The 12,207-nt window shown below is 75.2% G+C and carries 10 protein-coding genes; 3 read left to right on the top strand and 7 right to left on the bottom strand.

Annotated elements, in window-relative coordinates; genetic code table 11:
• The first annotated feature begins 13 nt into the window (after positions 1-13).
• Positions 14-2,536 (top strand): right-handed parallel beta-helix repeat-containing protein, encoded by a 2,523-nt coding sequence (locus ACIQOE_RS34970; RefSeq protein WP_401415794.1) that lies wholly within the window; start codon positions 14-16, stop codon positions 2,534-2,536.
• A 24-nt stretch (positions 2,537-2,560) separates the two neighbouring features.
• Here the strand turns inward: ACIQOE_RS34970 and ACIQOE_RS34965 are convergent, their stop codons facing one another.
• Together ACIQOE_RS34965 and ACIQOE_RS34960 are read right to left on the bottom strand one after the other, a co-directional pair.
• Entirely contained in the window at positions 2,561-3,115 is a 555-nt protein-coding gene (locus ACIQOE_RS34965; RefSeq protein WP_365576278.1) for an isochorismatase family cysteine hydrolase, read from the bottom strand.
• Between the two features lie 92 nt (positions 3,116-3,207).
• Positions 3,208-3,846, bottom strand: coding sequence for an HD domain-containing protein (locus ACIQOE_RS34960; RefSeq protein WP_365558461.1), 639 nt, complete (start codon positions 3,844-3,846; stop codon positions 3,208-3,210).
• A gap of 102 nt (positions 3,847-3,948) precedes the next feature.
• On the opposite strand from ACIQOE_RS34960, the gene ACIQOE_RS34955 reads away from it, so the two are divergent.
• The gene (locus ACIQOE_RS34955) at positions 3,949-4,920 is read left to right on the top strand and encodes a GlxA family transcriptional regulator (protein ID WP_401415791.1); all 972 of its coding nucleotides are present in this window, start codon (positions 3,949-3,951) and stop codon (positions 4,918-4,920) included.
• On the opposite strand, the gene ACIQOE_RS34950 is transcribed toward ACIQOE_RS34955, so the two are convergent.
• From ACIQOE_RS34950 to ACIQOE_RS34930, 5 genes are all read right to left on the bottom strand, one after another.
• Positions 4,903-6,090, bottom strand: coding sequence for a cytochrome P450 (locus ACIQOE_RS34950; protein ID WP_365558466.1), 1,188 nt, complete (start codon positions 6,088-6,090; stop codon positions 4,903-4,905). The genes ACIQOE_RS34955 and ACIQOE_RS34950 overlap by 18 nt on opposite strands.
• Positions 6,091-6,128: 38 nt before the next feature.
• The gene (locus ACIQOE_RS34945) at positions 6,129-7,502 is read right to left on the bottom strand and encodes an FAD-dependent oxidoreductase (protein ID WP_365576284.1); all 1,374 of its coding nucleotides are present in this window, start codon (positions 7,500-7,502) and stop codon (positions 6,129-6,131) included.
• Positions 7,492-7,701: a ferredoxin gene (locus tag ACIQOE_RS34940; protein ID WP_365558471.1), complete on the bottom strand. Its 210-nt coding sequence runs from the start codon at positions 7,699-7,701 to the stop codon at positions 7,492-7,494. Before ACIQOE_RS34940 ends, ACIQOE_RS34945 begins: the two co-directional genes overlap by 11 nt.
• A gap of 109 nt (positions 7,702-7,810) precedes the next feature.
• Positions 7,811-9,592: an ABC transporter ATP-binding protein gene (locus tag ACIQOE_RS34935; protein ID WP_401415787.1), complete on the bottom strand. Its 1,782-nt coding sequence runs from the start codon at positions 9,590-9,592 to the stop codon at positions 7,811-7,813.
• On the bottom strand, positions 9,589-11,280 hold the full coding sequence (locus ACIQOE_RS34930) for an ABC transporter ATP-binding protein (RefSeq protein WP_401415785.1): 1,692 nt from the start codon (positions 11,278-11,280) through the stop codon (positions 9,589-9,591). The genes ACIQOE_RS34935 and ACIQOE_RS34930 overlap by 4 nt, the downstream gene beginning before the upstream one ends.
• Positions 11,281-11,421: 141 nt before the next feature.
• On the opposite strand from ACIQOE_RS34930, the gene ACIQOE_RS34925 reads away from it, so the two are divergent.
• Positions 11,422-12,177 (top strand): helix-turn-helix transcriptional regulator, encoded by a 756-nt coding sequence (locus ACIQOE_RS34925; protein ID WP_351323693.1) that lies wholly within the window; start codon positions 11,422-11,424, stop codon positions 12,175-12,177.
• The last annotated feature ends 30 nt before the right edge of the window (positions 12,178-12,207 follow it).

Below are 12,207 nucleotides of genomic sequence, written 5' to 3'. Positions count from 1 at the left end.
TGAGGAAACGTAGATGACCACCCGTCACACCGTGGCGCCCAAGGGTCAGGGCGGCCGGGGCGCGTACCGGACCATCGGCGAGGCGATACGCGCCGCCTCGCCCGGCGACCTGGTGGTGATCGCGCCGGGCACCTGGACCGAGAACCTGGTCCTGGACCGTGCTGTCGTGCTCACGGCGGAGCACGGCCGGGGCAGCGTGGTGATCGCGCCGCCGCCCGGTGAGGCGCCCGCGGTGACGGTGGCCGGCCCGGACTGCGCCCTGCACAACATCACCGTGTGGGGGTCCGACGCGGGGCTGCCCGCGGTGAGCGTGTCGCCCGGGGCCGGTCTGGTCCTGGAGGAGTGCTCGGTGGAGGGCGGCCGGGTGCAGGCGAAGGGCCCGGAGGACGAGGAGGGCGGTACGACGGCGCTCGTGCTGCGCCGCTGCCGTCTGGAAGGGGCCCGGCTGGCCGGTCTGCACCTGGCCGGGAGTGTCCGGGCCCGGGTCGAGGACACCGCGGTCACCGGGGTCGACGGCACCGGTGTGGTGCTGTCCGGCACCGCGAGCCTGGACGCCGTACGGCTGCGGCTGGAACGCACCACCGGGTCCGGGGTGCGGCTGCGCGGCCGGTCCCGGCTGCGGCTGACCGACTCGGTGCTGGCCGGCAGCGGCCGGGCGGGGCTGCTCCTGGAGGACGCCACCGAGGCCACCGCCGGGGAGTCGCGCATCGAGACGCCCGGAGCGGCGGGGGTGCACCTGACGGGGTCGGCGCGTGCGGAGCTGACCGACTGCAAGATCCGCGGCGCGGCCGCCAGCGGTCTGGTGGTGCAGGAGACCGCGCGGCTCAGCGCGTCCGGCTGCTCGGTGGCCGACGCGGGCGCGAACGGGCTGCTGGTGACGGGCGCGGGCGAGGCCGAGCTGGCCGACTGCCGGATCGACCGCAGCACCTTCAGCGCGGTCCACCTCGCCGGTACGGCCGTGGGACGGCTCGCCGACTGCCGGGTGCGCGGCGGTGCGGAGCACGGGGTGCACGCCACCGGTGAGGCCCGGATCGAGCTGACCGACTGCGGGATCGTCGACGTCGCGATGACCGGCGTGAGCATCCTGGAGCGGGCGGTGGCCACGCTCACCGGCTGCCGGGTCGCCGGGTCCGCCGCGGGCATCGGCATCGGCTCGCCCACCGGGAGCACGGTCGCCGACTCCACGGTGACCGGTACGAAGGAGATCGGCGTGCAGGTCGCCAAGGGAGCCGCCGCCTCGCTCGCCGGGATCCGGATCAGCGGCGCCGGAGCGGCCGGGCTGGTGGTCGACGAGGGCGCCGAGGCGACGGTGACCGGGGGCTGGGTCGAGAACTGCGCGGGGTCCGGCGCCGTCGTGTGGACCGGGGCCAGACCGGAGATGACCGGGCTGCACATCGACCGGCCGGGCAAGAACGGCGTGTTCCTGGCGGAGGGCGCGGGCGGCACGTTCACCGGGCTCGACGTCAGCCGGGCCGGCTTCCCTGCGCTGCACGTCGCCGCCGGGGCCGACCCGGTGTTCCGGCACTGCCGGGTCCGTGACTGCGCGGAGGCGCTGGGCACCGACGAGGGCGCCAAGCCGGTCCTGGAGGACTGCACGGCCGACGGTGCCCCGCTGACCTTCGGCGCCCCGGCCGCGGCCGCGGCGAACGGCACCTCCGGCACGGCGCCCGCCGCGAAGACCGCGAAGACGGGCGGGGACGACACGGAGGAGCCGGAGGAGGAGAACCTGGAGGACCTGCTCGGCGAACTCCACGAGCTGGTCGGTCTGGACCGCGTGAAGCAGGACGTCGGGTCGCTGGTCAAGCTCATGCAGACGGTCCGGCGCCGCGAGGAGGCCGGGCTGCCGGCCCCGCCGCTCAGCCGGCACCTGGTGTTCGCCGGCAACCCGGGCACCGGCAAGACCACGGTGGCGCGTCTGTACGGCCGGCTCCTGAAGGCCCTCGGTCTGCTGCGCCGGGGCCACCTGATCGAGGTCGACCGGACCGCGCTGGTGGGCGAGTACGTCGGCCACACCGGTCCGAAGACCACCGCCGCCTTCAACCGGGCGCTCGGCGGGGTGCTCTTCATCGACGAGGCCTACTCGCTGGCGCCGGCGCTGGCGGGCAACGACTTCGGCACCGAGGCCGTGGCGACCCTGGTGAAGCTGATGGAGGACCACCGCGACGACGTCGTGGTGATCGCCGCGGGCTACCCCGGTGACATGCACCGCTTCATCGGCTCCAACCCGGGTCTGGCCTCGCGTTTCGGCCGCACGCTGCTCTTCGAGGACTACGAGTCCGCCGAGCTGGTCTCGATCGTGGAGTTCCAGGCCGGTCAGCACCGCTACGAGCTGACGCCCACCGCCCGCACCGAGCTGCTCGGCCTGTTCGAGTCGATGCCCCGCGGCGAGGGCTTCGGCAACGGCCGCTCGGCCCGCCAGATATTCCAGGAGATGACCGAGCGCCAGGCGCAGCGGGTCGCGGAGCTGTCCGCCCCGACGTCGGAGGAGCTGATCAGCCTGGAGGCGCAGGACCTGCCGCACCCGGCGGCGCGCTGACGGCGCCGCCGGACCCGGTGGCCGTCAGAGCGCGGCCGCCCAGGCGTCCACGGTCGTGACCTCGGCCTGCTTGGGGAACACCTTCTCGGTGAGGACCCGGTGCACCTCCGGGTCGGAGTCCAGGCAGGCGTCGGACAGGACGGTCAGTTCGAAGTCGAGGTCGGCGGCCTGGCGCAGGGTGGACAGCACGACGCCGCTGGTGGCGATGCCGGTGAGGACGAGGTGGTCGATCCCGCCGGCCCGCAGCACGACGTCCAGGTCGCTGCCGGCGAAGGCGCTGACCCGCCGCTTGGTCACGACGGTCTCGCCCGGTGCGGGCGCCACGCCGGGGTGCACCCGCGTGGTCGGGCCGTCGCCCGCCAGGGAGGCCGCACGGTCCGCCACGGCGGCGAACGTCTTGTTGCGGGGGCTGATCTCCGGGTATCCGGGGCGGAAGCCGACGACCACGTAGATCACCGGGATCCCGCTCGCGCGGGCCGCGTCGACCGCCCCGGCGAGGCGGGGCAGGTAGTCGTCCACGGCGAACCGGTCGGTGACGGCCTGCTGGACGTCCATGACGAGCAGAGCTTGCTGAGGCACCGTCGGTGTTCCTTCCCACGAACCCGTTGGCATCGGTCGATCACCCGCCAACGTAGCCCCGCCCGGCGGCCGGGGTCCGCCCGGGGTCCCGGTCACTCGGGCCAGGCGGAGCCCTTGATGACCTCGACGAAGTCGCCGCGGCGGAAACCGGGGACGTAGTGGGCCAGGACGTCGGCCTTGACGTTGCCGAAGGTGGTGTCGGGGCGGTCCTGGATGCCTTCGGTGAAGGCGGCGAGGATCTGGTTCTTGAAGTCCGGGCGGGGATGGGCGGCGACGACCGCCGTGCGCTGCTCGTCGCTTACCGCGTGGTAGCCGATGCCGAGGACGTCGAGTTCGACCCCGCGGGTGACCAGGGCGATCTCGGGTGCCATGTGGAGCGGGATCTCCGGTGTGGTGTGCAGGGCGATGGCGGTCCAGACCCGGTCGGCGGGCTCGCCGGTGATGCCGTGGCCGTGCAGGAAGCGGCGGGCCTCGTCGGCGCCGTCGATCTCGAAGCGCTGGTCGGTGCGGCGCAGGCTCTTGGTGAGCCCGAGGTCGTGGAACATCGCCCCGACGTACAGCAGCTCGGGGTCGTAGGACAGCCCGAGGGCCGTGCCGCGCAGCGAGCCCCACAGGAAGACCCGCCGGGAGTGGTCGAACACCAGGGGTGTGGCGGCGTCGCGGACCAGCTCGGTGGCCTCCCGCACCAGCGCGGTGTCCGGGATCCGTACGCCTGCGATCTCTTCGCTCATCGTCCTCTGCCTCCGTGCGGGATGGGGTGGATGCGTCTAGGGTCGCCGGGGCGACGTAGGCTGGGCCATGTCTCTGCTGCCGGGAAAACCACGGATTCGGACATGGCACATCGTGTGGGCCTCGTGGTCTTCGAGGGCGTCACCCTGCTCGACGTCAGCGGCCCCTCGGAGGTGCTGCACCAGGCGGGCCGCCTCGCCGGCCCCTACGAGCTGGTGCTGGTGTCGCCCGCCGGCGGAACGGTCACCAGCTCCGCCGGGCCGGCGCTCTCGGGCACCGTCCCGGCGGCCGACGCGGGCCCGTTCGACACGGTCCTGGTCGCGGGCGGCGACCGGCTGGCCGAGCGGCCCGTCGAGGAGGAGCTGCTGGCCTCGGTCCGTGCGCTGGCGGGGCCGGCGCGCCGGGTCGCCTCGGTGTGCACCGGCGCGTTCGTGCTCGGTGAGCTGGGTCTGCTCGACGGGCGCCGTGCGACGACCCACTGGCGGCATGCGGCCGCGTTCGCCCGCCGCTGTCCGCGGGTGCGGGTCGAGCCGGACGCCATCCACGTCCGCGACGGCCGCTACCTCACCTCGGCGGGGATCAGCGCGGGCATCGATCTCACGCTGGCCCTGGTGGAGGAGGACCACGGCGCGGGGGTGGCCCGGGACATCGCCCGCGAACTGGTCGTCTTCATGCAACGGCCGGGCGGGCAGTCGCAGTTCTCCACGGCGCTCACCACCCCGCCGGCCCGTAGCGGCCTCCTGCGCGGCCTGATCGCCTCCGTGCTCGCGGATCCGACCGCCGACCACAGCCTGCCGTCGCTGGCCGCTTCGGCCGCCGTCAGCCCGCGCCACCTCGCCCGGCTGTTCCGCGCCGAACTGGACACCACGCCCGCCCGCTGGGTCGAGCGGGTCCGGCTGGACCGTGCCCGTCAACTGCTCCTGGAGGGCCACAGCGTCACCTCGGCGGCGCACCGCAGCGGGCTGGGCACCGACGAGACCCTGCGCCGGGTCTTCGCCCGCCATCTGGGCACCACCCCTACGCACTACCGCAGGCGGTTCGCCACCACGGGCGGCGAATCACAGCTGGAGGAGTAGGTGGCGGGGGCCGCGGAGCATGGCGTTCTGGCGGTACGGCGGCGGGTCCTGGACCAGGCTCGCGGTGCCGAGCAGCGGAAGCAGGGCGCTCAGCGCGGTCTGGGCCTCGATGCGGGCCAGTGGTCCGCCGTAGCAGAGGTGGATGCCGTTCCCGAAGCCGAGGTGTTCGTTGTCCGGGCGGGTGGGGTCGAACCGGTCGGGGTCCTCGAACCGCCGCGGGTCGCGGTTGCCCGAGGCGAGCGCGAGGATGACCGGGGTGCCCCGGGGAAGGGTGGTGCCGCCGACGGCGATGTCGGTGAGCGGGATGCGTTCGCGCATGTGGACCGGGGGTTCGTAGCGCAGGAGTTCCTCGACCGTCCGCGGCATCAGGCCGGGTTCGCGGCGGAGCAGGTCCAGGTGCTCGGGTTCGCGCAGGAACGTGAGCACGCCGTTGGTGATGAGGTTGACCGTCGTCTCGTGGCCCGCGATGAGCAACAGGACGGCGGTCTCGGCGAGTTCCTCCTGGGTCAGCCGCAGGGCCGGGTCGGGTTCGTTGACGAAGGCGGAGAGCAGGTCGCCGCCCGGGTGGCCGCGGCGCTGTTCGGCGAGGTTCACGAGGTAGCCGCCCAGCTCGGCCCGTGCCTGCTCGCCCGCCTCGTGCTTGGCTGCGGAACCGGCGTCCTCGGGGGTGAGGTCGGCGGACGCGACCAGGGTGTCGGACCAGGCCCGGAAGAGCGGCTCGTCCTCGCGCGGCACGCCGAGCAGGCGGCAGATCACCGTGACGGGCAGCGGATAGGCGAAGTCGTCGACGAGGTCGATCCGGCCGCCGGCCTCCAGGGGCGCCAGCAGTTCCGCGGTGATGCGGGCGACCTCGTCGCGCATGGCGTCGACGTGACCGGGGCTGTGCGGCGGTCCGAAGGGCCGCATGGCCAGGGTGCGCAGCCGGTGGTGTTCGGGGTCGTCGAGCCGCAGGAAGGGCGGCTTGCGGGTCTCCTGGCCGCGGGTGCGCGGATCGGCGCTCATCCGCGGGTCGTGGAGCAGGGCGGCGATGTCGTGGTAGCCGCCGACGAGGTGGCTGCCGTCCGCCTGGCGTACCGCGGGGCCGGTCTCCCGCAGTTCCGTGTAGAGCGGGTAGGGGTCGGGGCGGCTGGCGTAGTCGGTGATCCGGGCCAGAAGCGTCTCGGAGTCCATGGTGGCTCCTCGGGGTGGGAGTCGTGGCCGGGCTCGGGTCAGTGCGTCGGCTGCACCACGGCCAGCCGGCGGTCGGGGAGGTAGCCGGTGAGCGCCACGGTGGGGCCGTGGGAGAGCACGGAGGGATCCGGGACGTCGGAGGGGACCGGGACGTCGGCGGCGAGCGCCCGGTCCGCCGCGCCGGGCGGGGGCGGGAACGGGGCGGCCGTCTCGATCATGTGCCGGTAGTAGTCGAGGGACTTGGCCATGTCGACGGTGACCGCGGCGGTGACCCGCCCCTGGAAGCCGTAGACCATGACCAGGCGGCGCGCCTCCAGCGATCCCTGGGCGATGACCACGTGGTCGGAGTAGGTCGGCACGCCCACCGACTTGATGTTGAGCCCGAACTGGGTCGACCAGAACGTCGGGATGGCGAGGTGGGGGCGGCGCAGCGGGCCCGGGCTGACCATGTTGTGGGCCGCGACCGCGGCCTGTTCGACCGCGTTGCCCCAGTGTTCCAGGGAGAGCAGCTGGTAGCCGAAGAGCGGGTGGGGGAAGCGCGAGACGTCACCGGCCACGAACACGTCGTCGGTGACGATCCCGTACATGGTGAAGGCGCGGCAGCCGGCGTCGCAGGCCACGCCGCGCGGGCCCGCGGCCAGTCCGGAGTCGGCCAGCCACTCGACGTTGCGGACGGCGCCGAGCGCCACGACGCACACGTCGGCGTCGACGCGGCTGCCGTCGGACAGCTCCGCGCCGACGAAGGCGCCGTCGCCGTCGCCGAGCAGGGCGCTGACCGTCACGCCGGTGCGCAGGTCGACGCCGTGGTTGCGGTGCATGACGGCCGCGAGTTTCGACAGGGTGCCGCCGAGGGCGCCGACCAGCGGCGCGGGGCCGCGTTCGGCGACGGTGACGGCGAGGCCGCGTTCGCGGCAGGCGGAGGCGATCTCCGAGCCGGTGAAGCCGCCGCCGATGACCAGGACCCGTTCGGGTCCGGCGGCCAGCCGCTCGGCGAGTCCCGCGGCGTCCTCGCTGGTGCGCAGCGTGAACACGCCGTCCAGGGCGCCTTGGTCGGCATGGGGCCAGGGGCGTGCGCGGGTGCCGGTGGCGATCAGCAGCCGGTCGTACGGCAGGGAGTCGCCGTCCGCGAGGAGCACCTGTCTCGCGAGCGGGTCCAGGCCCGTGGCGGGTACCCCGAGCCGCCAGTCGGCGTCCGGATCGCGACGCATCGGCAGTCCGGTGGTGTCCGCGGTCGCCTGTCCGAGCAGCACCTGCTTGGACAGCGGCGGCCGGTCGTAGGGCGGACGGGCCTCGTCGCCGACCACGGTCAGCGAACCGGTGAAGCCCTCGTCGCGCAGCGCCTCCGCGGCCCTCAGACCCGCGAGCGAGGCACCGACGATGACGATCCGGCCGTCCTTGAGGTCATCGGGCACCGCCGCTCACCTCTTCCCCGAGGAGGATCGCCTGCACCGGGCACGCGGCCACGGCCTGCTGCACCCGCTCCACCTGGTCGTCCGGGACGGCCGTGGCGTACAGCAGTCCCTCGTCGCCGTGCAGCTCGAACACCTGCGGTGCGAGGAAGACGCACTGCGCGTAGCCCTGGCAGCGCGTGAGGTCCACAACGACCTGCATCCCCACCACTCCCTCCGTTGCCGCGCCCCCCTCGTTGGCCGCCCCTCGTCTCCAGCATGGAGCCGGAGCGGGACTCCCGCACGCCACGCTGTCCGCGGTGCCGGAGGGCTCAGCCGCGGCCCTTGGCCCACGAGGCCCACAGACGCGCGTAGACGCCGTCCCTCGACCGGAGTTCGCCGGGGCTGCCGTGTTCGGCCGCGCGGCCGTCCTCCATGACCAGGACCGTGTCGCAGCCTTCCGCCTGGGAGAGGCGGTGCGCGACCACGACCGCGGTGCGGCCCTCGGTGACCGCGAGGGCGGCCCGGTCGAGGGTATGGGCCGCGTCGCTGCCCGCCTCGGCCGTCGCCTCGTCCAGTACGACCACTTCGGGGTCGAGCAACAGAACCCGGGCGAGGGCGAGTTGCTGGATCTGACGGGCACTCAGGTGGATGCCGTCGAGGCCGACGGCCGTGTCGAGGCCCTCGGGGAGGGCCGCGGTCCAGCCGGCGGCGCCGACGGTCGTCAGCGCCGCCTTCAATTCGTCGTCGGAGGCCGTCGCGCGGGCCAGGCGGAGGTTGTCGGCGACGGTCCCGGCGAAGAGGTGGTGTTCCTGGGGCACCAGTGCGATCCGGCGGCGGCCGTCGGGCGTGGGGCGGGCGAGGCCGGCGGTGGGGACGCCGTCGAGCGTGACGTGTCCCGCGTACGGCGCACGCGTCCCGGCGATCAGGCCGGCCAGGGTGGACTTGCCCGATCCGGTCGTGCCGACGACGGCCAGGCGGTCACCGGGGGCGAGGCCGAGGGTGATGCCGTGCAGGACCTCGGGGCCGTCGTGGTAGCGGTGGCGGACGTCGCGGACCGCGAGCCCGGTCCGCGGGCCGCCGCCGGGCGTGCCGGTCGCGGGTGCCGGTGCGGGGCCGGCGGCGAGGCCGACTCCGGCGATGCGGGCCAGGCCCGCCGCGGCCTGCTGCACGCCGTCGAAGGTGCCCAGCAGGGTGTTCACGGGGTCGAACAGGCCGACGAAGAACAGGGCGGCCGTGGTGGCGGCGCCGAGGTCGGCGCGGCCGGTGCGCACCAGGGCGTAGGCCACCACGAGGATCGCGGTCAGGCCGGTGAACTCGGCGGCGTTGAGGCGGCCGTAGAAGCGGGTCGCCGCCCGGGTGGCCGCGAACTCGTAGGCCGTCGCCTCCGTGGAGGCCGCGGCCACCCGGGTCTCCCGGCCGGCGCCGAGGCGCAGGGCCCGCAGGGTGGGCAGGCCGGTGAAGGCGCCGAGGAGCGCCGCGGCACGGCGGCCGTCGGCGGTACGGCCGGCCGCGTACAGCGGCCGGGAGGTGCGCAGGTACCAGCGCAGGGTGTGGGCCTGGAGGGGCAGCGCGAGCAGTCCCGCCACGGCGAACCGCCAGTCCAGGACGGCCAGTCCGGCGAGCGCGGAGACGATCGCCAGTGCCGCCGCGGCAAAGTCGCCCAGCGCGCCGGACGCGGCGTCCGTGACCCGGTCGACGTCACCGGAGACACGGGAGACCAGGTCGCCGGTGCCGGCGGCCTCGACCACGTCGGCGGGCAGCGTCATGGCCGCGGCGACGGCGTCCTCCCGCAGCCGGCCGGTCACGGCGAGGACGACGCGTGCCAGCAGCAGGGTCGCGGCCCATCCGGTCAGTGCGGCCGCGATCGCGGCGGCGGTCAGGAACAGGACCGGGCCGGTGAGCGCGCCGGGTCCGCGGTGGTCGGCGACGGCCTGGGTGATCCGGCCGATGGCCACCGGCGGGGCCAGGGTCAGCACGCTGTCGAGGACGAGGGCGGCGAGGGCGGTCACGAGCGCGGTCCGGCGGCCGTGCAGGGCCTCGCGGAGCCGGGCCCGGGTCTGCCGCGCGGTGGCGACGGGGAGCGGCGCCGGTGCGGTCGCGGGGGCGGTCACCGGGTCACCGTCCGGGCGGCGGGGACGCGGACGACCTGGTCGCAGCGGGCCAGCCAGGCGGGGGCGGCGGTGATGACGAGCGTGGTGCGGCCGGCTCTGGAGCGCCGCACCCGGTCGGCTATCGCGTCCTCGGTGACCGCGTCCACGGCGGTGGTGGGGTCGTGCAGGACCAGCACGGGCGGCCGGGCGGCGAGGGCGCGGCCCAGGGCGATCCGCTGGCGCTGGCCGCCGGAGAGGGTCTCGCCGCGGTCGCCGACCGGGGTGGCGGCGCCCTGCGGGGCCGCGTCCACGACCTGGTCGCTGAAGGAGGCCCTGGCCGCCTCGGACACCGCGGGGCCGTCCTCGGTGAGGGCGCCCAGGTTGTCCGCGACGGTGCCGGGGAGCAGGACCGGTTCGTGGTGGCAGACGAGGACGTCCGCGCGCAGCCGGTCCAGCGGCAGACCGGCCAGTGCGGTGCCGTCCAGCAGGATCCGGCCGGTCTCCGGGTCGCTCTCGCGGGCCAGCAGGGACGCGACGGCGTCGGCGGTGGCCGGGTCCTCGCACACGAGTCCGGTCATGCGGGCGGCGGGCACGGTCCAGTCGGCGCGGGTCCCGTCGGGCAGGAGCACGTCGCGGAACTCGATCCGGCCGGCCGTCGCCGCGGGCTCCGCGCGTCCGTCGTCCGGCACGGCCGGCGGTGTGGTGAGCACTTCGTGGACGCGGGCCGCCGAGCCCAGTGCGCGGGCGAGCCGGGCGTGCGCCGAGGAGAGGGTCCGCATCGGGCCGATCACGAACCGGGCGAGGCCGAGCACCGCGATCAGCTGGCCGAGGCCGATCCGGCCGTCGAGGGCGAGCCATGCTCCGACGGCGGCGACGGCCGCCAGGTACAGCCCGGTCAGGACGGTGCCGACCGCGATCAGGGCGGCCTCGGCGGACACCGCGCGGCGGGCCGCGCGCACGGCGGAGCGGCTGACCCGGGCGTAGTCGGCGGCTACGGTGTGCTCGGCCCCGATGCCCTGGACCACCCGGAGGCCGCGGACCAGGTCCTCGGCGAGCGCGGTCGCCCGTGCCTGCCGGGCCTGTTCGGCGGTCCCGGCCCGGCGCAGCAGGCGGGCGAGACGGTTCTGGGCGAGCAGGAGCACGGCGGTGCCGGCGACGACGAGCGCCCCGAGCACGGCGGAGATCCGCAGCAGCAGGGCGGTGGAGCCGAGCAGGACGACGACCGCGGCGACCGTGGTGGTGAGGGTCCCGGCGAAGGTCCCGACCCGCTCCGCGTCGCCGGAGGCGCGGCTGAGCAGGTCGCCGGGCGGCAGCCGTATCCCGCCCGCGGGACGCAGCACCCGTTCGGTGAGCGCCATCCGCACCCGGTGCTCGGTGTGCCGGCGGGCCCGGACGGCGGCCCGGGCGCCGAAGCGGTACGACAGGGAGAGCAGCAGGAAGTCCGCGGCGAGCAGGGCGAGGTACAGCGCGAGGCGGGCCGGGCCGCCGTCCAGGACCACCGACCCGACCGTCGCGCCGACGATCACCGGGACCAGTGACTCGCCCAGCTGGTGGGTGCTGAACAGCAGTGCGGAGAGCGCCAGGTCGCGGCGGCCGGCGCGCAGGGAGCGCCACAGCAGGGTCCGGGGCGAACCGGCCGGGGCCGCGGGCGGCGGTGCGGAGCGGGAGGTCGGGGTGGCGGAGGGGCCGGCCAGGGCGGATGCGGTCACCCGGCTACGTTAGGGTCGCCTTACTTTTGTCGTAAACGCCGCAGTGCGCCAGCGTATGTCGCGCAACAGCCATCCGGGGGACGGCCGCCGCGGCGCGCGGGACAGCGGAACAGAGACCGATCCAGAGGCGGAACACCGGGCATGACACAGGACGGCACCATCGACCTCACCCGGTTCGAGATGGTCCGGGGGCAGACCTTCCAGCACCATGTGCACGACGACCACCAGCTGGCGTGGGCGAGCAGCGGTGTCGTGATGGTCGACACCGGGGACCGCTGCTGGGTGCTGCCGCCGCATCTGGCGCTGTGGATTCCCGGCGGCCTGCGGCACGCCACCGGGGCGCTGCGCGCGTCCGTGCTGCAGGGCGTCTACCTGGAGCCGTCGACGTGCCCGCTGGCCTGGACCGTGCCGACCGTGCTGGCCGTGTCGCCGCTCGCCCGGCATCTGATCGCCTACCTGGCGGGTGAACTGCCGTCCGCGGTGCGCCTGCACGCGGAGGCGGTCCTGCTGGAGGTGCTCAGGCCCGCGGGCGGCGCCGTGTTCGAGCTGCCGCTGCCGGCCGACCCGCGCGCCCGCGAGGTCGCCGGGCTGCTCCTGGACGATCCCGCCGACCAGCGCGGGCTGGGCGAGCTGGCGCACGAGGTCGGCTCCAGTTCCCGCACCCTGCTGCGGCTGTTCCTGGCCGAGACGGGGATGACGTTCAACGAGTGGCGGGTGCACGCCCGGTTGCAGGCCTCCCTCGCACATCTCGCCGAGGGCACGCCGGTGGGGCGGGTGGCCGAGCGGGTCGGCTACGCGACGCCGAGCGCCTTCGTCGCCGCGTTCCGGCGGGTGACCGGGGCGACGCCCGCGGCGTACTTCGCCGGGCTGCGCGGCGAGGCGGCGGCCGGCCGGTGAGCCGGGGGCCGGGGCGGGTCCGTCCCCGGC

Source organism: Streptomyces sp. NPDC091282 (assembly GCF_044757385.1).
GTDB lineage: Bacteria > Actinomycetota > Actinomycetes > Streptomycetales > Streptomycetaceae > Streptomyces > Streptomyces gramineus.
Note: the sequence above shows the minus strand (reverse complement) of the source record. Positions and strands in the feature narration are given on the sequence as shown.